The sequence below is a fragment of the Chryseobacterium scophthalmum genome (assembly GCF_900143185.1).
Lineage (GTDB): Bacteria > Bacteroidota > Bacteroidia > Flavobacteriales > Weeksellaceae > Chryseobacterium > Chryseobacterium scophthalmum.
In genome coordinates, this window is the sequence record NZ_FSRQ01000001.1 from 1172270 (window position 1) to 1191586 (window position 19317).

Here is a 19317-nt window from a genome sequence, read left to right on the forward strand (position 1 = left end):
TTGCCACAATTGTGACAAGGCTTTTTATTGAATAATAAACCTAAAAAAGTTTATTTCGTCCAGTTGATTTTTGAATGTTTCACCTCTTCAGAGTTTGTACCAATCATGATATCAAATTCTCCAGCTTCCCAATCGTATTTCAAATCTCCGTTGTAAAATTTCAGGCTTTCTGGAGTGATGTCGAAAGTAACCTTTTTAGACTCTCCTTTTTTCAACATTACTTTTTGGAATCCTTTTAATTCTTTTACAGGTCTTGTGATGCTTCCCACCATATCTCTGATGTATAGCTGAACGACTTCTGCGCCATCATAATTTCCAGAATTTGTTACAGTAACTGAAGCCTGGATTGATTGATTTCCTTTTGGATTTGCATTAGAAACCGTTACATCAGAATAATTGAATTTAGAATAACTCAATCCATATCCAAACGGATACAATGGTGTATTACACTCATCCATATAATTAGAACGGAATCTTTCGTATACACATTTATCTACTTTATCCTGAGCTAAAGGACGGCCTGTATTTTTAGCATTATAATAAATAGGAACCTGACCAAGACTTCTCGGGAATGTCATCGGCAATTTTCCTGAAGGATTTACTTTACCGAAAAGTACATCGGCAATTGCATTTCCAGCCTCTGAACCCGCAAACCAAGCATTCAAAATAGCATCAGGAGCATCTTTTACATTAGTTAATGCTAAAGGACGACCTGTGAAAAGTACCATTGCGATTGGTTTTCCTGTTTTTTTCAATTCATTCAATAAGTCAACCTGGGATTGAGGAATTGTAATTTCAGTTCTTGAAGAAGATTCTCCACTCATTTCTGCAGACTCTCCTATTGCCAAAACAATAACGTCAGCTTTATTCGCTATATCAACTGCTTCTTTTAATAAGGCTTCTTTTGAACGGTTATCTCTGTCGGTTTTCTTACCATGAGCTGCATAAATATCTTCTAATTTGGCATCGTAATCAATGTTGGCTCCTTTTGCAGAAAGAAATTTCACATCTTTTCCATAATTAGCCTGAAGACCCTGCATTAAGTTAACGGAAATCGCATGTTTTGTAGCGACACTCCAAGTTCCCGCCATGTTCAGAGAGTTGTTTACCAGTGGACCGATTACTGCAACAGTTCCGGATTTTTTCAAAGGTAAAACCTGGTTTTCATTTTTCATCAAAACCATTGACTGCGCTGCAGCACTTCTTGCGATATTACGGTTTTCTAAATTATAAACTTCTTTAGCTGCTAATTTTGCATCACCATGCTTGTAAGGATTATCGAATAAACCTAAATCATATTTAGCCTCAAGAATTCTTCTCGCTGCCATATCGATTTCAGCCTGCGTTACTTTTCCTTCAGCTAAAGATTTTTTTAAAGTGGTTAAAAATCCTTCACCAACCATATCCATATCAACACCGGCTTTTAAAGCTAAAGCAGAAACCTGCTGAAGATCTCCCATTCCGTGTTCTACCATTTCGTTGATCCCAGTATAATCGGTCACCACAAAACCTTTAAATTTCCATTGATTTCTCAAAACCTCCGTCTGAAGCCATCTGCTTCCCGTTGCCGGTACTCCATCAACTTCATTAAAAGAAGCCATTACAGAAGCTACTCCCGCATCAACTGCTGCTTTATAAGGTGGAAAATATTCGTTGAACATTCTCACGTGACTCATGTCAACTGTATTGTAATCTCTACCCGCTTCACCTGCTCCATACAACGCAAAATGTTTTACACAAGCCAAAATATTAGTTCCGTTTGCCAAGTCTTTTCCCTGATAACCGTAGACCATGTTTTTAGCAATTTCACTTCCTAAATACGGATCTTCACCAGAACCTTCAGAAACTCTTCCCCATCTTGGTTCACGAGAAATATCTACCATTGGCGAGAAGGTCCAGTTGATTCCATCAGAAGCTGCTTCTTTTGCTGCAACCCTTGCTGACTGCTGTACCAAATTCATATCCCAAGAAGCTGCTAAACCTAATGGAATAGGGAAAGTAGTTTCGTATCCGTGAATGACATCCATCCCAAAAATCATTGGAATTTTAAGACGGCTTTTTTCAACAGCTACTTTCTGAACTGCTTTAATTTTATCGGCTCCTTTGATGTTGAATAATCCACCAACTAAACCTTGCTCTACTTTTTTTCCGATGTCTGAACTTTGAGCCTGACCTGTTGTAAAATCTCCCGAAGTCGGTAAATTAAGCTGTCCGATTTTTTCATCTAAGGTCATTTTAGCTAAAAGAGCATCAACAAAAGCCTTTTTCTTTGATTGATATTGTACGGTCTGATAAGACTGAACCGGCTTTGTAACCATTTCCTGTGCCGAAAACACAGGAGCCAATGCTAAAGTTGCAATTACAATTAACTTTTTCATATATCTTACTTCTTAAATTATATTTCTTTTTGTTTTATCAATGATTCTATTTAAAGCAAAGAAAAACTAAATAGTTAATTTTTCAAAGTTTTTTATTATTTAATTCAATTATTTTTCTTTTTTCTTAGACAACATCCATTCGTACAACGCTGGATTTGAATAAGTAGAATCCCAGGAATTGTGATTATCATTCGGGAAAATTGTCAATTCTGCAGATGGGTTCACCGGATGCAATGCTTGGTAAAAATTAAAAGCATTTTCAGGCAATACGACATCATCCATTCCACCATGAAAGATTTTCATGTTTAAATTTTTATATTGATGAATATTCGCATACATCACCCGATCTGTAGGTGCACAAACAGAAACCACAGAAACAAACATTTCAGGATGTTCCATTGCCAATTTGAGTGTTCCCCAACCTCCCATCGAAAGCCCTGTAAGGTGAATTCTGGAAGCATCAATTTTATATTTACTCTGAATTTCTTTAATTAAATTATAAACGCTTACCGTGTCCCACCAAGCATTTTCAGGACATTGAGGAGCTAAAATTGCCACAGGTTCTTTAATCAGATTTTTGTAGATAAAAGGACTGTGCGCTTTCACCAATTCCAGATTATTACCTCTTTCTCCTGACCCGTGAAGAAAGACAATCAAAGGAACATTGCCTTTTGCTTTTTGAGGATAATCTAAAATATATGAGATTTTTTCTACTCTTTTAACTTCTTTATTCAGTTCTGCTTTGATTTCCTGAGCATTTAAGCTTAAAGAAAATGGTAAAAGCAAAAGTGGTAAGTGTTTTAGTTTTAAATTCATATTTCTTTAGGTTTTGGCTAAAGCCGTTTGATTTTATTCTTAGGTTAAAACGAGCTAAAGCCCGTTTCTATTGATTATTTTGTGAGCCTTGTCAAGGTTTAAAACCTTGACAAGGCTTGGGTTATTATTACTAGCCCCGATTGTAGCATTTGTTTGAGCTCATTTTGTGGATTTCGGCGGCGGCTTTGCCGCCGCCGAAATCCACAAAATAGCGAGTGCGGAAAGCGGGATTAAGCTCCTTAAAACTATTTAATATTATATTTTTCAGATTTAAAATCTAATTTTTTTAATCCTTTCTGAATTTCAGGAGCATTCATGAATAATTTCCATAAAAATCCTGTTCTGTAATTTTCGATCATTGGAGAAATTGTTCCCTGATCAATTGCTAAATATCGTGGTGTCGTCCAATTATCATAATTGATTGACGTTGCATCGTAAGGTCCTGCAGAACCGATGAATTCTGGTTTTTGAGTATAAATAAATCTCAAAAAGTCCATAGATTCTTTTGGTGAATACGGGAAACTGCTCAAAGCAGCTGTTGGAGTGATTACTCCATGATCGTTTTGCGGGAAGTGGGCATCGTAACCAACGCTTCCGTCTTTGTTTCTTGAATAACCGGCCGTTAATCCCCAATAATTGGGTCCGTAACCTTTCCATTGTTTTGGGTTTTCGACACAATATTTGTAATCGATAAGAACTTGATTTTTATTTAAATCGAAGTAATTTTTGATTAATTTATCTGATAAATTGGTAGGATCCAGACCGATATAAGAATATTGAGTCCAAAATAATGGTCCGCCATATTCTTCTGCTCCATTATGTTTTACATACATCGGAAGTCCGTATTTTTCTTTGTCTGAAAGATAGGTTCCATTTCTTGTCCAGCCTTTGTAATAGGTTTCAGCGTCTATAGAATAAGTTGGTGATGATGCTGCCAAAATGTAGGTAATCAGACATTCATTATATCCTTCCAAAGGAAAATTCATTTCCCATTGATATTCTGGTGACCAGTGCCAATACAACACTTTTTCACCGCCTTTGGTATACCAGTTCCATTGAATTCCTTTCCAAAGCTCGTCGCATTTTTTGGCAAGCGCTTTTTCTTCGGCGTTTCCGTTTTTGAAATATTCTCTCACCTGAATAATCCCTGTGGTAAGAAATGCAGTTTCTACTAAATCTCCACCATTGTCTTTTTTTCCGAAAGGAACGGTTTTCCCCGTCTCTCCGTTAATCCAGTGTGACCAAGCTCCTTTATGACGATCTGCTTTTGCAAGAAAATCCATCATTGTAGTTAATCTTTTAACCGCATCTTTTCTAGAAATAAACCCTCTCTCAACACCCACTAAAATAGTTGCCAAACCAAATCCTGACCCGCCTGTTGTAACTACATGTTTGTCGTTATCAGGATAAATATTGTCTTCGTGATATCTTTCTCTACCCAACATAGAATTGGGTTCCGCATAATCCCAAAAATATTTTAAAGCATCTTTCTGAACTTTATCCATCAATTGCTCATCTGTAATATTAGATTTTACAACTGATTTTTGAGTAGATTCTTGTTTTGAAACTTGAGAATTTTTGCAAGAGACTATAAGTAATGATGTCGCTGCGATTGAGAGTATTATCCTTTTCATTATATCATTTTTAAAACTTAAATACTAAAAGAAGAGGAGAACTTTCATTCTCCTCTAAATATATTTGATTATTAATAACCAGGGTTCTGCGTTAAAATACCTTTACTATCTGTAATTGCTCTTAAAGGTATTGGAAACAATTCATTTTTACCAGTCTGAAATCCTAATGGACCAAGGAAAGTACCAGCTTGACCTGTTCTTACTAAATCTGGAAATCTATCATTTTCCATTGCCAATTCAACCCTTCTCTCTTGCCAGATTGCAGTTCTAAGAGTAGACTGATTAGTTGCAGTTGTATTCGCAAGCTGAGCTCTATTTCTTACTAAGTTGATATTTGTAATCGCAACCGCAGTATTTCCTAATTCATTTGCCGCCTCGGCATTGATTAGAAGAATGTCTGCAAATCTCAAGATTCTTATGTTTTGAATAGATCCATATCCGCACGCATTATTGTTAAGTGATGAAGGAACGTAAGTTTTATAATTCCAAGTATTACCTGCTTGTGGATCACCTTTTTTGATAAGATCACCTTCCGGTGTAGTTTGACCTTCTCTAAGAATTGTAAATTGTTTTCTGATATCACCAGGTTCAAATGCATTCTCTAATGCTTGAGTTGGTGTAAAGAAACCCCATCCGTACTGATTTCTTACCCCTTGAACTTCTGCATACTGACTCCCACCAAATTCTGGAGAACAACCACAATTAACTTCAAAAACTGATTCAGTCCCAAATTCACCTGCTGGTCTAAATAAGTGATTAAAACTAGGATCTAAAGAATATCCCATTCCTTTTACTTGATTTGAAACGTCATAAGCTTTTTGGTAGTCTTTCATATAAAGATAAACTTTTGAAAGTAATCCCAGAGCACCACCTTTTGTGACTCTTCCTTCCTGACCTGCAGGATAGGTTTGCGGTAAAATTGCAGATGCTTCAGTTAAATCTTTTACAATAAATGCATATACCTCTGCAGCGGTATTTCTTGGTTGATTAATATAATCAGCTTGTATTCCATCAAAAATAGGAACACCGCCATATATTCTTACCAAATTAAAATAGAAATAAGCTCTTAACATTTTGGCTTCTGCAATCAATCTTGTTTTAAGAGCTGTATCCATATTAATGTTCGGAACATTGGTAATAACCTGGTTGGCTCTTTGAACAGCTTGCCATTGCCCAGTCCAGTAACCATTAATTCCGTCATCACTCGTTGTAAAAGAAAAATTATCATACGCATTGATAAAAGATGCATCACCAGGATTTGATCCTTTTTCAACATCATCACCCGTTACTCCATAAACAAATTGTGCAGGAAAACCAGAGTTTTCCCAACTTCTTAGGAAGCTGTATATAGCATTCGTTGCTTTCATAGCATCAGCTTCTGTTTTATAGAAATCCTCTGCTACTACTACTCCTTCCGGCTTTATATCAACAAAATCATCATTACAGCTAACAAATAATGAAAGTATTGAGATTGTTAAAAATATTTTTTTCATGACTTTTTAATTAAAATGTTAAATTCATACCCATTGTATAAATAGCAGAAATTGGATAAATATTATTATCAATACCCATTTGTACCCTGTCTGTATTGTTAATTTCAGGAGAGAATCCGTTATACTTGAAAATTGTTAATGGGTTTTGTGCACTTAGATATATTCTCAGTTTTTTAACTGATAAAGATTGAGCTAATGATGAAGGCAAATTATATCCTACCTGAATATTTCTGATTCTAAAATAGCTACCATCTTCTACATAAAAGCTACTTGGTAAAATAACAGATTGGTTGGAAGTAATCATAGAATTGGTGTTTGAAGTACCTGCACCTGTCCATCTGTTATTATACATATCAAGATCCCAACTTTCATTACCATAACGTTGCTCACGGTTATAATTATAAATTTTATTACCAAAAACACCTTGGAAATCAATTCCAAAATCAATTGAATGAACTGTCAAGTTTACTCCAAATCCATAAGTTCCTTTAGGAATGGGGCTACCTAAGAAAGTTTTATCTCTGGTATCAATTACTCCATTTCCATCAAGATCCGTAAACTTGAACCATCCTGCCTTAGCTCCGTTCTGCCCGGATGCAGCAGCTTCAGCATCAGTTTGGAATACGCCTGCAACTTCGTATCCATAGTAAGAACTAACAGCTTGCCCAGCTTGTAATCTTACAATTGAATTACCAAATAAACTAGCTCCGGTTTCTAAGAATGAATCTTGATAAACGTTTGTGATCTCATTTTTAAGAGTTGTGAAGTTACCATAAACCCCAAGTTTAACACCTTCACTAAGATTTGCATTATAATTTACAGATACCTCAAAACCTTTATTTCTAAAAGAGTAAGCATTAGTGATATAATCATATGGATTACTAGCTCCGGAAATCGTAGCTTGATTAACTGCATAAACTATATCTTTTGATTCTTTGTTATAATAAGTTCCCTCAACTTTTAATTTATTATTTAAAAATGCCATCTCAACGCCAAAATCTGAACCCGTTGTTGTTTCCCAACCAATTGACGGATCAATCACTCTGTCAACCGTTCCTGCTGGATATCCAGTGTTACCATAATATACACCTCCACCAATATTAGTTACAATCGGAGAAAAATCTCTTTTAACTCTCGGGTTACCTAATTTACCCCAGCTTGCTCTCAATTTCAACAAATCAAAAACATTCTGCTCACTCATAAAACCTTCTTTTGAAACTACCCAACCCACACTTACTGCAGGAAAAGTTTTATATCTGTCTGTTGATATTTGCGAACTTGCATCTCTACGTACAGAGGCATTTAAAAGATACTTACCGGCATAGTCATAATTTATCCTTCCAAAAAAAGACTCTATTCTTTGCTGATCTTGTGTAGCTGCTGGTCTACCATCAGTAACTGCAGCAGCGGTATCATGATAATTAAAAATATCAGTACCATTACCAATATTTAGAGAACCATTGGTACCGTCATATTTTACATTTTTAGCAGTCCATACATCTTCTGATCTAGAGTCTCTAATTCTGGAAAAACCAGCTAGTAATTCCAAATTATGATTCCCAAAATCTTTTTTCCAAGTAATAGTGTTATCCCAGACATAGTTTCTATATCTGTTATCTCTAGTTATTAGTGTTGATTGTTTTTGGCTACTAACAGGAACATAAAGTAATGTTGGTGTATATTCATACTGGCTCGGGCTATAATTATCGGTGGTATAACTACTTCTAAAAGAAAAGTCTTTCAAAAATTTAATTTCTGCCCAAACATTATTAAGCAATCTTTCCTGTCTTACTTGAGAACGATAAAGATCAAGCTTTGCCCTTGGATTAGGAACATTTATTAATGTAATATACTGATAATTTCCAGTAGCAGGATTCATTACATCATAAACAGGTGGTGCATTACGTGCATCCAATAAAGGATTTTGTGCTACATCAGTACGGGTTTTGGAGAATGAAAAATTATTTCCAACTGTGATATTATCTGTAACCTTATAACTAAGATTTAACTTGGTATTAAACCTATTAAAACCACTTCCAGAATTAATTCCTTGACCGGCAGCTAAATTCCCTTCATCCTGAAGATAACCTACACTACCATAATAATTAAGCTTACCTAGGCTTCCAGAAGCAGAAAAATCATTAGAATTGATAATGCTTGTACGCAAAATCTCTTTGAACCAATCTGCATTACCAGGATATTGTGCTTTCGTTATAAAATCAGAAGGTTGAGGATTCAACACATCATTACGCACTTTTTCATTGTATAGCTCAATATACTGATCTCCATTTACCATTTTAGGAACATTCGTAACCGTTTTAATTCCCAAATAAGAATTAACATTGAAAACCGGTTTCCCTTTCCCTGTTTTAGTTTTAATAATTACAGCACCATTTGCAGCTTTAGCTCCAAAAATTGCCAAACTTGAAGGATCTTTCAAAACACTCATCGATTCAATATCCTGAGGATTAAGGAAAGAAATATCTTCCGTTAACATTCCATCAACAATGAAAACTGTGTTACCAGACAAAGACCCAACCCCTCTAATATCTACCCGAGGAGACCCACCTGGTGTACCAGATGTCACAATATTTACCCCAGCCAATTTTCCTTGTACTGAGTTTAGTGGGTTTGCATTCGGTTTATCTGCTAAATCTTTAGCCGTAACCAAACCAATACTTCCTGTGATGTTTTCTTTTTTTTGTGTACCATATCCTATGAGTACAACCTCCTCTATTTTCTGTTCTTTCGCAACAGTATCTTTAGGAGCAACCTGCCCATTGACATTCATCCCAAAATAGAGAACGGCAATAAGACAAGAGTACTTTAAATTAGTTTGTTTCATATAGTTTAATTTTATCTTGTATAAATCAAATGTGTAAAATAGCTTTTTAGCAAATTCTATTTTCTCAAAAGAAGACTTTGGTCAAAAATATAAAAAATATCAACTGATGTTAAATTTAGTTAAATAATTTATTAATTGGTTGTTAATTTGTGAAATATGTTAAATAAAACTAAATTTTAATAAATTTCGCAATTAAAAAAAATGATATAAATGAATATTTCACATTGAAGCAAAGGCTATTTTTGGATGAAAATCTCCCAAAAACTGCTTTTAATGTCTCAAATCTAAGCAATCGGGATTTTTGCACTAAATAACCTCGTAATTCTCTATACAAAGACTATTCTTTTCAGAAACAAATAAATTTTTGTTAAACACACAATTGTCTTTACCTTTGGTGCGTTATTTGAAAATGATAAAAAAATTGACAATGAAAAAATATATTATAGCCGCTGCATTAATCTTCGGAACTGGTGCAGTGATTACCACAAGTTTAAATTCTTGCTCTACCCTTGCTACTTCAGATTTAGGATTAGCAGTCATTAAAAGAGTATTATTGGGCGGAATCAACAAAGGAGCGAATATTTACGGCAACAAGGAAGCTTTCTTACAAAACAATTTAGTAGACAAAGCGCTACCTAAAGAGTTGAGAGATATCAATAGTACTTTAGAAAAAATAGCGCCTTCAATCGTTGCTAAAGAGAGAGAATACATTGCCGAAGCTGCAGTTTACACTGTAGGTATTTCAAAACCAATCTTGGAAACAGCAGTAAATAGCTTGAATGCACAAGATGTAACCAGAATTATTCAGGGTGAAAAAGGAACAGCCACTTTAATTTTGAAAGAAAAAACTCAGACGCAACTTGTTGCAGCAATTGCACCAAGAGTTGAGCAGGAACTTAATAAATATGGCATCGTAAAAACCATCAACACTGTATTATCGGGAAGCAATCTTTTGGGAAGTCTTTTAGGTGGAAATAAAACTAACGTCAACGCAGGTGGATTGAGCATGTTGGCTTCAGAGCAAATTGTAAACGGTCTTTTTAATATCATTGAAGATCATGAGAAGCAAAACTCGGCGTCGTTGCTTGCGCCATTTGGAAAATAGCTCAATTTTCATTAAATTTATATATAATTAAGGAAGAAGATGGAAATATTACAAGGAAATGAAAACAAAAATCCTGACGAATTTTATAAATCATTAAAGGAAAAACTAGAAAACAATCATGATTTTCCAGAAGATTATCTGTTTAAATTTATTATTCCGACAGATGATGCGAAGCTTACAGAAATTTATAAAGTTTTCGACGGTATAAAGTTTACACTGGGAAACCGCGAAAGCAAGAACGGAAAATATACAGCATGCAATATCAATGCTTTTGTTTTGGATGCAGATCAGGTAGTTCGTATTTATAAAGAAGTTGCAACAATAGAAAATGTCATTTTATTGTAAGCTGAATAAAATTCAAAATAGAAAAAGGTTAGTTTATAAGCTAACCTTTTTTATTTTTATGTAGATTTAAAATCTATTTTTCTATGAAGAATTTCACATTTTCGAGAGGTCTTCCCAACATGGCGACCGAACCTTTTATAATGATTGGTCTTTGTATTAGAGAAGGATTTTCAGATAAAATCTGAAGCCACTCTTCTTCAGAATGATCTTTTCCTGCAAATTTTTCAAGATATAATTTTTCTTCTTTTCTGATGATATGAAAAACACTTTGATTCAGTTTTTTCAAAACCGTTTTCAGTTCCAAAACACTTAAAGGATCTTCCACAATATTGATAATTTCAAACTGAACACCATTTTCGTCTAAATACTCTAAAACAGCATTAGATTTTGAACAGTTTCCGTTGTGTAAGACCTTAATCATCATAATAAAATTTAAGCTAAATTATTTTAAAACAAACCATTCAGTTCAGCATCTATTTTTTCTAAAATAAAGCCGAAATCTTCCGGTTTTTCTACAAAATCAAGATTATCAACATCAATAATCAATAGTTTGCCTTCTGTATAATTTGAAATCCATTTTTCGTACTTCTGATTCAGCTTAGAAAGATATTCTATACTGATTGAAGCTTCATATTCCCTTCCTCTTTTATAGATTTTTTTTACCAGATTGGGCACATCAGATTTAAGATAAATAAGCAAATCAGGTGCCGAAACAAAAGTTTTCATCAAATCAAAAAGCGATGCATAGTTTTTAAAATCTCTATCCGACAAAAGCTTCATATCATTCAGGTTTTCTGCAAAAATATGCGCATCTTCATAGATCGTACGATCTTGAATAATGTTTTTCCCACTTTCTCTGATCTCTTTTACCTGACGGAATCTGCTGCCCAGAAAATAAATCTGCAGAGCAAAACTCCACTTACTCATGTCTGCGTAAAAATCTTCCAGATAAGGATTGTGATCTACGTCTTCAAACTGGGCATCCCAACCGTAATGTTTGGCAAGCATCGTCGTTAAAGTAGTTTTTCCTGCACCAATGTTTCCTGTAACTGCAATATGCATATTTCTGTCTCTTTATTTTGAAATGTTAAAATCTAAAAGCCTAAATCCTGAATTTCATCCATTATTTTAAGAATATCTGATTTTTCAGACTTTTCTTTTTCCAATTTTTCGATGGATTTTTCAAGTTCTTTTTTCTGGTTTTCCGCTTCTTTAAGTTTTTTAATACCAGCGATATCTTCAAGGGTGTAAAGATAGAGTTTGTTGCCTTTTATTTCAAAATATGACAGCGAATTTTTATCCACAATTTGTGCATCGGGATCGTCAAAAATTTTGGTTAAACCTTTCTCAGGATTGTACTTGAATATGGTATTTTTAGCAATAATTAAAATCACTTCGTTTTCTCTGCGGAAACGTTTTGCATTTTCTACAGGAGCTTCAAAGAGTTTTTCGAACTTTAAATTATACACTCTGAACTGATTTTTAGATAAAATATAAACCTTTGTTTCAAAAACCAAAAGATCAATCACCTCATCGAAACTGGCATCAAAAGGAAAGGAATTGATGGTTGTTTCGTTTCTGAAATTATATTGAAGAAGACGTTTTGTACTTTCATCCAGCAACCAAATCTGTTGCAGATCTTCTGCATACGCATGTTTTATAAAGCTGAATTTTTGTTTAAAATCAATCTTCTGAATTTCATTAAGATTTTGATCTACAAATTTCATTTCCTGTGCATTTTCAGAAAAAAGTGCCACCGTTAAAGGATTTTGTATTTCCTGAACTTTAAACGGAACAGTAAACATCAGTTTGCCTAATTGTTTTCCCAGAGAATCGTATTTGGTAAAACTGAAATCTTTGTTTCGGTATAGATAGAGGTTTCCGTAATCGTCTGAAAACATATCTTTCGTCTCCTTAAGCTTTAATGTATCAAAAGGGAGTACTTTCTGCGCAGAAACCGAACAGAAAACCAAAACCAGAAAGAGAGATATTAATTTCAAAAAAACTTTTTTACAAAGATAGCGCTCCAAAAGGAACGCTACCAATTTACATACTTTATTTTATTCAATCTGAACTTGCTTTCAATTTTAACTATTTGATGGCAACTTCATAAATTTTCGACCAATTTTTGCCTGTAACCAACATATTATCTCCTTTAAAAGCAATTCCGTTTAAAACATGCTCAGAATCTGCTGTTGGATTTTTTTTCGCATCAGTATATTGTTCTGCAATTTTTGTAAAATCAAATTTCCCTACCACTTCACCGTTTGCAGGATTAATTTTTAAAATAATAGGTTTGTGCCAAACGTTTGCATAGATAAATCCTTTGTAATATTCCAACTCGTTTAATTGGTCATATACTGAAGTATTTCCTGCTACAGAAATATATTTAACCATTTTCGAAGGATCATTTTTATCTAAAAAATAAAGATTTTTGGTTCCGTCAGAAGCAATAAGATTTTTCCCGTCATACGTTAAACCCCAACCTTTTACCATCATATCGGGATAAGCAAATTCAGAAACCAGGCTTAAAGTACTTTTGTCGTAAACAAATCCTTTTTTGTTTTCCCAAGTCAGCTGATACACTTTATCTCCTGCAATCGTGCTTCCTTCAGAAAAAACATCATCAGGTTGTTTTGTTTCTTTAATCGGAGTATTTTCTCCAAGTTTATATGTGATTAATCTTGACGAACCATACTGTCCTTCGCTTTCATAAACTGTATTTCCATCAATCTGGAAACCTTGTGTAAAGTTTTTAGGATCGTGTGGATATTCAGCTATAACTTCATAGTTTAAATTTTGTTCAGGGCTTTTGCTGTATACATTGATTGTAGCATCCTGATATAAAGTTTCGCCGCCTTTCGTTTTAATATTAAAAGTTACCGCATTATCACCTAATGTAAAATATTTTGGGTCAACGGTAAGGCTTGTAGATTCTTTTTCGCCAAAACTAATGGTAATGCTTTCTGCATTTTCTAAAACATCTTTGGGAAGATCTAGCTTGTCGCCAAAATGATAACCTGTAGTTTCCATCGATGCGTTATAATCAGCCAGAGAAGTCAATATTTTTTCGTCGTTTTTACAAGACATTACCATAAGTAAAGCTGCAAAACCTACAATTATCTTATTTTTCATTTTTTATTTCTAAAATTTCACCAAAAATAGCAAATTTTATTCCGCTCTGCTAATTTCTGACGCAGGTTGAGCAAATTGCAGAATATATCCGTTGTTATCATAGATAGCAAACTCTCTCATTCCCCATTCAAAGGTTTCAATTTCGTAGCAGATATTGGTTTTGATTTTTAAATCTTCCCATGCCTCATCTACATTTTCAACATTAAAATAAAACGAACCGGAAAAACCGATGCTGCTTATTTTCTCATGTTGATTGGGTTTTGAGATCATCATCTGAATACCATCTTTTTGCAAAGAAGCCCATTGCCAATCGTCGTTTCTTTCATTTAAAGAAAATCCCAGAATATGAAGATAAAAACCGATGGTTTCATCTAAATTTTCAGTCCATAAAATGGGTTGTAGAGATTTGAATTTCATATTAATTTAATTTTTAAATTAATTTAATGGGCAAAGCCTGTAATTTTAGCTTCATCAAAATCGAGCTGCATTTCAATAGTTCTCATCACGTGGTCGTCGAATATTTTTTCACGTTTCATACGGTGAAGTTCGTTTCTCTGCGCCTGAATGACTTGTCTTAAAACATCTTTATTTTCATTCATTGCGGTTGCATAATCTACTGCAGAGCCCATACATTGCGCTTTATCGGCAATTAATTTCATTTCGTTTTCCAGTTTATAGATCTGATGCTTTACGAGACTATTACTTTCTGATAATTCCGAGAAATCTGAAGTCAGTTTTTGAAGCGCGGTTTCTTTTAATTTTTTCATTAAAATAGCTTCCTGCTTTTCTTCCGGAAGCTCACTTCCTGCGTCTTCAATTTTTAGGAATTTTAAAATTGGTGCAAGCAGCAAACCTTGTCCGACCAAAGTAATCAGAATGATCACAAAAGTCACAAACAAAATAATATTTCTGTGCGGAAAAGCTTCTCCCGGACTGATATAAACAGGAATTGAAAGTGCGGCCGCCAAAGAAACCACTCCTCTCATCGCTGCAAAACTGATGATAAAAGGTTCTTTCCAATCGGGTTTTGGATTTTCCTGCCGAACTTTTTTAGACAAAAGCCTTGGAACATAAACAATTGCATAACTGTAAGCCAAACGAGTAAAAATGATAGCACCTCCAATCACAATACTGTAAAAAACACCTTCTGAAATTGTATAATCTTTCATTGCGCCAACTACAATCGGTAATTCAAGTCCAATTAAAATAAAAATAATGGTATTCATCAAGAAAATGACAACACTCCAAACATTCCCCGTTTGAATTCTCGACGTATGACTTAAATAACAATGCGAATTATAAGACATTAATAATCCTCCTGCAACAACCGCCAAAACTCCCGAAAAGTGAAAATGCTCGGCTGCAACGTACATTACGTAAGGAACAATCAATGTAATTACGGTATCTATATTAGAATTGGAAGGAATTAATCTTAAAAACTTTCCAAAAACCAAACCTGCTCCGATTCCTACTGCAACACCACCAATGGCCATTGTAAAGAAATCCGTAACAGCTTCACGGAAAATAAATTGTCCTGAAATTACCGCAGCCAAAGCAAATTTAAATACAATTAAACTCGATGCATCATTAATCAGACTTTCGCCTTCTAAAATGGTGGTAATTTTTTTAGGAATCTTCATGTTTTTTAAAACAGAAGTTGCTGCAACCGCATCTGGAGGAGAATTTACACCACCCAAAAGAAATCCCATTGCAACGGTCAATCCAGGAATGATTGATGAAGAAAGGTAGGCAACGACAATCGATGTTAAGAAAACCAATCCAAATGCCATTGAAAATATCTGTTTTCGCCATTTATGAAAATCCTGCCATGAAGTAAACCAAGCTGCTTCAAATAAAATGGGCGGAAGAAATATGAGAAATACCAAATCGGGCTCAATTTCTATTTGCGGCATTCCCGGAATAAAGCTTACGAGTAAACCTGCAATCACAAGAAAAATCGGATAAGCTACTTTGAGCTTCTGCCCTACCATCACCAAAATCATCACCGATAAAAGTACAGCGATGGAAATAATTACATAATCGTGAATCATGGTCTGTGATTATTTAGTTGTTATAAAAAAGTATTTTAGTTTTTTTGAGTTTTGAAAACTCTTTATAGATCCTGTTTTTAAAGACCGAATCAAAGTCTTTTTTACTTTAGTTTTTTGAGACATAAATTTTAACCGCAAAAGCTACAAAAGAAATGATTGAAGAAAGAGGATCTCAAAGGTTGCAAAAGGTAATATTTTACTTCATTTACAATTTTGAAAACTTTTGAACAACGTAAGATTCATAAAATCTTTTGTTTCTTTTGTGGTTTAAAAATAATTAATTTTTAGTAAAAGGTATGTTATTATAAAAACCGATTTGTATCTGTCCACGGTTTTTATTTTCCTGAAGCTGATTCATATATCCCGCTTCAATTCTCATATTTTTATTAATGATAAATCCTAAAGCGCCATAAACTCGGTTTCTGTCGAAAACAGGACTATCTAAATTAAGAAAAATTTCATTATACGCTGAAACATAAAGAGTTTTCGGTAACATCACCTTGTTATTAATCGGAATATTCAATCCTAACAAGTAACGGAACCTCATCCTGAAATCATCCTGTAAAAAACGTTCTTCTAAACGGTAACGGTGCTGCAGATTAAATCTTCCGAACTTCTGCTTTGTAATAAACTGCTGGAAAATACGGTGCTCAATATTTTCTGATTTTTCACCTTTTACATAAGGCTGGCTCAAAATAAAACCATAACCCAGCAAAACATTATTGTTATTTTCTGTCAAATCATAACCAATTCCGGTACGAATTAATAATTGTTCCAAATCACCAATTCCATCAAAATTACGGTATTGAATCTCATTATGGAAATTCAGCTTTTTGCTGATTTTATTATTCCCAAAATACATATACCAAGCTCCCAAATCACTTTCCTGAGCAAATGACAGAACGCTTCCAAAACACAAAACAGAAACCGCTAACTTTTTTAAAAACTTCATAATTTTATTATTACTTTTTCTTTTGTCTTAAAACAAAAGAAACAAAAATTCAAGACTTGAAATTCTTCGCTAAAAATAAAGGCTGTTCACTAAAAATTTTAAACTCGTGCGTATTTACGATTCTAGTTTGATTTCTTATTTTATCCCGCACTCAAACAATAGAATTTTCTTAACGTTCACATCCTTGATTTTCTTAACGCTTCGATTTTCTAAGTCAAAACAAATATTCAAAATGATAGAATAATTATTTCATTCATCTATCATATTCAACAAAATTAATATTAAAAATCTATAATAGCAAAAATTCTTTAAAAGATAAGTTTAGTCTTGATATTTACGGATTATCCTATTATTTTCATCTATTGAAAAAGCATAATAGGTAAAAAGCGAATTGTAAAATAATACTTTAGTTTCACCGTTTTGATTTATTCTCTTCGGCTCTCCCCATTCACTTTTTAAATTTCTCTCGGAAATCTTTAAAGGTGTATTTTTAAATCTTGAAGAATATCTTCTTTCATAAATGATTATTCCAATAATAAACGCAAAAAGTACTACAAAACACAAAGAAAAAAATGCAACAACTTTATTTTTCACACTCATAATATTTAAAGCTGTGAAGGAACTATTTCTTCTAAAATATCATTCTGATTTTTATCAAAATAAGTGCAGGTCATTTTATTGAGATTCATCTTCCAACCTTCTACTCCATTTTCGGCACAATCTTTACAAAATGTAGGATAATCTGTACCGCCTTGCTGGTGAAGCTTTAATCTGGTTTTAAAATTTTCAAGATTTACATTTTCGGCGATTTCTAAAGCATCATATTTTTTTCCTGTTTCGGCAAAATTATTTTCAACATCAAAATATTTTGTATTTCCATCAGCAACAAATGTTGTGTAATGAGAAACTCCCAGTTTTTTTATTTGTTGAATATAATTCGGAAAATCAGCACCACTTTTTACTTTTTGGTGTTCTGCTTTAATTTCATCAATTGTAAATTTCATCTTGTTTATTTTTTTTAAGTTATATTTTAAAATTATATTTTTAACGCAAAGAGCGCAAAGATTTTATTTAAAATGTTTGAAAATATTTTCGTTCGCAAAGGCGTTTGACTTCGTCGAATTTTCGATTTCACATTAGCAAAGAAAAACTAGTTTCTTAATAGTAAAACAATAACCGACAGATAATTGCCGGTTATTGTTTTATTGTGCTTCAAATTTGGGGTATAAATTTTAAGGATGTTGTTGCATTTTCGCAGGATCATCATAATTTACCATCCAGTTGATGTCAAATTTATCCGTAAACATTCCGAAATAAGCTCCCCAAAAAGTATCAGCAAGAGGCATTGTAACATTTCCACCTGCAGAAAGTCCGTTGAAAAGTTTGTCTGCTTCTTCTTTAGAATCTGCATTAATGGACACTGAAAAATTATTTCCAACTTTTAAGCTTGAAGCCCATTCTCCACCTGTATCGCTTCCCATCAAAATGGTTTCTTTTGAAATCGGAAGAGAAACATGCATAATTTTGTCTTTATCTTCCTGAGACATTTCTTTTCCTTCCTGTGGAGGCATTTCTCCAAAAGTTCCGATATAAGGATATTCTCCACCGAAAACCGATTTGTAAAAATCGAAAGCTTCTTTGCAGTTTCCGTTGAAGGTAAGATAAACATTTACTGTTGCCATAATATATTTTAATTTGAGATTTGAGATTTGAGATTCGAGATTTGTTATTCGAGGCACGGAGCGCGAAACTCGAACCACGGAACACGGAACTCGAATTAACGATGCTGATCGATAAGAATCATGTTTCCATCGGGATCTTTCAGGAAAATGTGTTCCGGACCGGTAGTGGTTTCATCTGCGGTTTTATCTAATTCTACTCCGCTTTCTTTCAATTTTTTCTGAATTTCTCTTACATCATCAAATTCCTCAAGATTCTGAGCATTCTCATCCCATCCCGGATTGAATGTCAACATATTTCCGTCGAACATCGCCTGAAAAAGACCAATTAAAGTACTTCCGTTTTTCATGATGAGATAATTATTTTCCATACCTCCTCCCATCGCAGAGAAGCCTAGCTTTTCGTAAAACTCTTTAGATTTTGCCAAATCTTTTACACTTAAGCTTAGCGAAAATACACCTAATTTCATATGTAAGTTTTTATTATTTTTTATTTAAAGCTAATCTGTATCCTGCTAAAACTAATGTCCAAACTAAAATTCCAAGAACCCAAAACCAAATAGGCGTTGGTAAAACTGTCATATTGTAAATGGTGAAAACAAGAAAAATGATCCCGCAAATCAATGCTGCAGTAGGTTTTCCGTCTTTTGAGATCTTTGTAGCTATAAATCCCGAAACCAAAGCTCCCAAACCATATCCAATGATCACCATAAACTTTCCTAAAAAAGGCAAGGTTTCAATATAATTTTTAAAACCTTCCATGTCGCCCGGTTTCATTCCTTCAGGATAAGGATACAACATATGATTAAGCGTTTCAACCGCCCAAACACAGATGGAACCAACAATAATTCCGGCAACAACTGCCAATATTTTTTTTAACATAG

Annotated in this window: 19 protein-coding genes; 2 read left to right on the forward strand and 17 right to left on the reverse strand. The window is 33.9% G+C overall.

Annotated features, from left to right (window positions below):
- Positions 1 to 50: 50 nt before the first annotated feature.
- The 5 genes from bglX to BUR17_RS05430 form a co-directional block, all read right to left on the reverse strand.
- Positions 51 to 2378, reverse strand: coding sequence for a beta-glucosidase BglX (gene bglX / locus BUR17_RS05410; protein WP_074229312.1), 2328 nt, complete (start codon positions 2376 to 2378; stop codon positions 51 to 53).
- Between the two features lie 108 nt (positions 2379 to 2486).
- Complete coding sequence (locus BUR17_RS05415) at positions 2487 to 3194, reverse strand: carboxylesterase family protein (RefSeq protein ID WP_074229313.1); 708 nt, start codon at positions 3192 to 3194, stop codon at positions 2487 to 2489.
- A gap of 245 nt (positions 3195 to 3439) precedes the next feature.
- Positions 3440 to 4828, reverse strand: coding sequence for a glucoamylase family protein (locus BUR17_RS05420; protein ID WP_074229314.1), 1389 nt, complete (start codon positions 4826 to 4828; stop codon positions 3440 to 3442).
- Positions 4829 to 4899: 71 nt separating this feature from the next.
- Positions 4900 to 6321 (reverse strand): RagB/SusD family nutrient uptake outer membrane protein, encoded by a 1422-nt coding sequence (locus BUR17_RS05425; RefSeq protein ID WP_074229315.1) that lies wholly within the window; start codon positions 6319 to 6321, stop codon positions 4900 to 4902.
- 10 nt (positions 6322 to 6331) lie between these two features.
- A complete protein-coding gene (locus BUR17_RS05430; RefSeq protein ID WP_084550414.1) occupies positions 6332 to 9166 on the reverse strand; it encodes a SusC/RagA family TonB-linked outer membrane protein in 2835 nt (944 codons plus the stop codon).
- A gap of 427 nt (positions 9167 to 9593) precedes the next feature.
- On the opposite strand from BUR17_RS05430, the gene BUR17_RS05435 reads away from it, so the two are divergent.
- On the forward strand, positions 9594 to 10271 hold the full coding sequence (locus tag BUR17_RS05435) for a DUF4197 family protein (RefSeq protein WP_074230238.1): 678 nt from the start codon (positions 9594 to 9596) through the stop codon (positions 10269 to 10271).
- 39 nt (positions 10272 to 10310) lie between these two features.
- A complete protein-coding gene (locus tag BUR17_RS05440) occupies positions 10311 to 10616 on the forward strand; it encodes a DUF493 family protein (protein ID WP_074229317.1) in 306 nt (101 codons plus the stop codon).
- Positions 10617 to 10689: 73 nt separating this feature from the next.
- Here the strand turns inward: BUR17_RS05440 and BUR17_RS05445 are convergent, their stop codons facing one another.
- The 12 genes from BUR17_RS05445 to BUR17_RS05500 all read right to left on the reverse strand — a co-directional run bounded on the left by BUR17_RS05445 (position 10690) and on the right by BUR17_RS05500 (position 19315).
- Entirely contained in the window at positions 10690 to 11037 is a 348-nt protein-coding gene (locus tag BUR17_RS05445) for an ArsC/Spx/MgsR family protein (protein ID WP_228418619.1), read from the reverse strand.
- Between the two features lie 26 nt (positions 11038 to 11063).
- Positions 11064 to 11678 (reverse strand): deoxynucleoside kinase, encoded by a 615-nt coding sequence (locus tag BUR17_RS05450; protein ID WP_074229319.1) that lies wholly within the window; start codon positions 11676 to 11678, stop codon positions 11064 to 11066.
- Positions 11679 to 11710: 32 nt separating this feature from the next.
- Positions 11711 to 12616, reverse strand: a complete 906-nt coding sequence (locus tag BUR17_RS05455; protein ID WP_084550417.1) for a hypothetical protein — start codon at positions 12614 to 12616, stop codon at positions 11711 to 11713.
- A 91-nt stretch (positions 12617 to 12707) separates the two neighbouring features.
- Positions 12708 to 13751: a glutaminyl-peptide cyclotransferase gene (locus BUR17_RS05460; protein ID WP_074229320.1), complete on the reverse strand. Its 1044-nt coding sequence runs from the start codon at positions 13749 to 13751 to the stop codon at positions 12708 to 12710.
- 36 nt (positions 13752 to 13787) lie between these two features.
- Entirely contained in the window at positions 13788 to 14168 is a 381-nt protein-coding gene (locus tag BUR17_RS05465) for a VOC family protein (protein ID WP_185116684.1), read from the reverse strand.
- 23 nt (positions 14169 to 14191) lie between these two features.
- Entirely contained in the window at positions 14192 to 15802 is a 1611-nt protein-coding gene (locus BUR17_RS05470; protein ID WP_074229322.1) for a Na+/H+ antiporter, read from the reverse strand.
- Between the two features lie 277 nt (positions 15803 to 16079).
- Positions 16080 to 16754 carry a DUF2490 domain-containing protein gene (locus tag BUR17_RS05475; protein WP_074229323.1) on the reverse strand — a complete coding sequence of 225 codons (675 nt, stop codon included), beginning with the start codon at positions 16752 to 16754 and terminating at the stop codon, positions 16080 to 16082.
- A gap of 321 nt (positions 16755 to 17075) precedes the next feature.
- Complete coding sequence (locus BUR17_RS05480; protein ID WP_143747527.1) at positions 17076 to 17348, reverse strand: hypothetical protein; 273 nt, start codon at positions 17346 to 17348, stop codon at positions 17076 to 17078.
- Positions 17349 to 17359: 11 nt separating this feature from the next.
- The gene (locus tag BUR17_RS05485) at positions 17360 to 17758 is read right to left on the reverse strand and encodes a DUF1398 domain-containing protein (protein ID WP_074229325.1); all 399 of its coding nucleotides are present in this window, start codon (positions 17756 to 17758) and stop codon (positions 17360 to 17362) included.
- Between the two features lie 228 nt (positions 17759 to 17986).
- Positions 17987 to 18436 carry a VOC family protein gene (locus BUR17_RS05490; protein ID WP_074229326.1) on the reverse strand — a complete coding sequence of 150 codons (450 nt, stop codon included), beginning with the start codon at positions 18434 to 18436 and terminating at the stop codon, positions 17987 to 17989.
- A 95-nt stretch (positions 18437 to 18531) separates the two neighbouring features.
- On the reverse strand, positions 18532 to 18903 hold the full coding sequence (locus BUR17_RS05495) for a VOC family protein (RefSeq protein WP_074229327.1): 372 nt from the start codon (positions 18901 to 18903) through the stop codon (positions 18532 to 18534).
- 13 nt (positions 18904 to 18916) lie between these two features.
- Positions 18917 to 19315, reverse strand: a complete 399-nt coding sequence (locus BUR17_RS05500; protein WP_074229328.1) for a hypothetical protein — start codon at positions 19313 to 19315, stop codon at positions 18917 to 18919.
- Positions 19316 to 19317: the final 2 nt, after the last annotated feature.

What these genes read in the sequence shown, in the direction of transcription:
- BUR17_RS05485 (WP_074229325.1), bottom strand. Translation starts at nt 17,758, where the DNA reads ATGAAATTTACAATTGATGAAATTAAAGCAGAACACCAAAAAGTAAAA.
- BUR17_RS05465 (WP_185116684.1), bottom strand. Translation starts at nt 14,168, where the DNA reads ATGAAATTCAAATCTCTACAACCCATTTTATGGACTGAAAATTTAGAT.
- BUR17_RS05495 (WP_074229327.1), bottom strand. Translation starts at nt 18,903, where the DNA reads ATGAAATTAGGTGTATTTTCGCTAAGCTTAAGTGTAAAAGATTTGGCA.
- BUR17_RS05430 (WP_084550414.1), bottom strand. Translation starts at nt 9,166, where the DNA reads ATGAAACAAACTAATTTAAAGTACTCTTGTCTTATTGCCGTTCTCTAT.
- BUR17_RS05440 (WP_074229317.1), top strand. Translation starts at nt 10,311, where the DNA reads ATGGAAATATTACAAGGAAATGAAAACAAAAATCCTGACGAATTTTAT.
- BUR17_RS05450 (WP_074229319.1), bottom strand. Translation starts at nt 11,678, where the DNA reads ATGCATATTGCAGTTACAGGAAACATTGGTGCAGGAAAAACTACTTTA.
- BUR17_RS05425 (WP_074229315.1), bottom strand. Translation starts at nt 6,321, where the DNA reads ATGAAAAAAATATTTTTAACAATCTCAATACTTTCATTATTTGTTAGC.
- BUR17_RS05415 (WP_074229313.1), bottom strand. Translation starts at nt 3,194, where the DNA reads ATGAATTTAAAACTAAAACACTTACCACTTTTGCTTTTACCATTTTCT.
- BUR17_RS05475 (WP_074229323.1), bottom strand. Translation starts at nt 16,754, where the DNA reads ATGAAGTTTTTAAAAAAGTTAGCGGTTTCTGTTTTGTGTTTTGGAAGC.
- BUR17_RS05420 (WP_074229314.1), bottom strand. Translation starts at nt 4,828, where the DNA reads ATGAAAAGGATAATACTCTCAATCGCAGCGACATCATTACTTATAGTC.
- BUR17_RS05490 (WP_074229326.1), bottom strand. Translation starts at nt 18,436, where the DNA reads ATGGCAACAGTAAATGTTTATCTTACCTTCAACGGAAACTGCAAAGAA.
- BUR17_RS05435 (WP_074230238.1), top strand. Translation starts at nt 9,594, where the DNA reads ATGAAAAAATATATTATAGCCGCTGCATTAATCTTCGGAACTGGTGCA.
- BUR17_RS05500 (WP_074229328.1), bottom strand. Translation starts at nt 19,315, where the DNA reads ATGTTAAAAAAAATATTGGCAGTTGTTGCCGGAATTATTGTTGGTTCC.
- BUR17_RS05445 (WP_228418619.1), bottom strand. Translation starts at nt 11,037, where the DNA reads ATGATTAAGGTCTTACACAACGGAAACTGTTCAAAATCTAATGCTGTT.
- bglX (WP_074229312.1), bottom strand. Translation starts at nt 2,378, where the DNA reads ATGAAAAAGTTAATTGTAATTGCAACTTTAGCATTGGCTCCTGTGTTT.
- BUR17_RS05470 (WP_074229322.1), bottom strand. Translation starts at nt 15,802, where the DNA reads ATGATTCACGATTATGTAATTATTTCCATCGCTGTACTTTTATCGGTG.
- BUR17_RS05460 (WP_074229320.1), bottom strand. Translation starts at nt 13,751, where the DNA reads ATGAAAAATAAGATAATTGTAGGTTTTGCAGCTTTACTTATGGTAATG.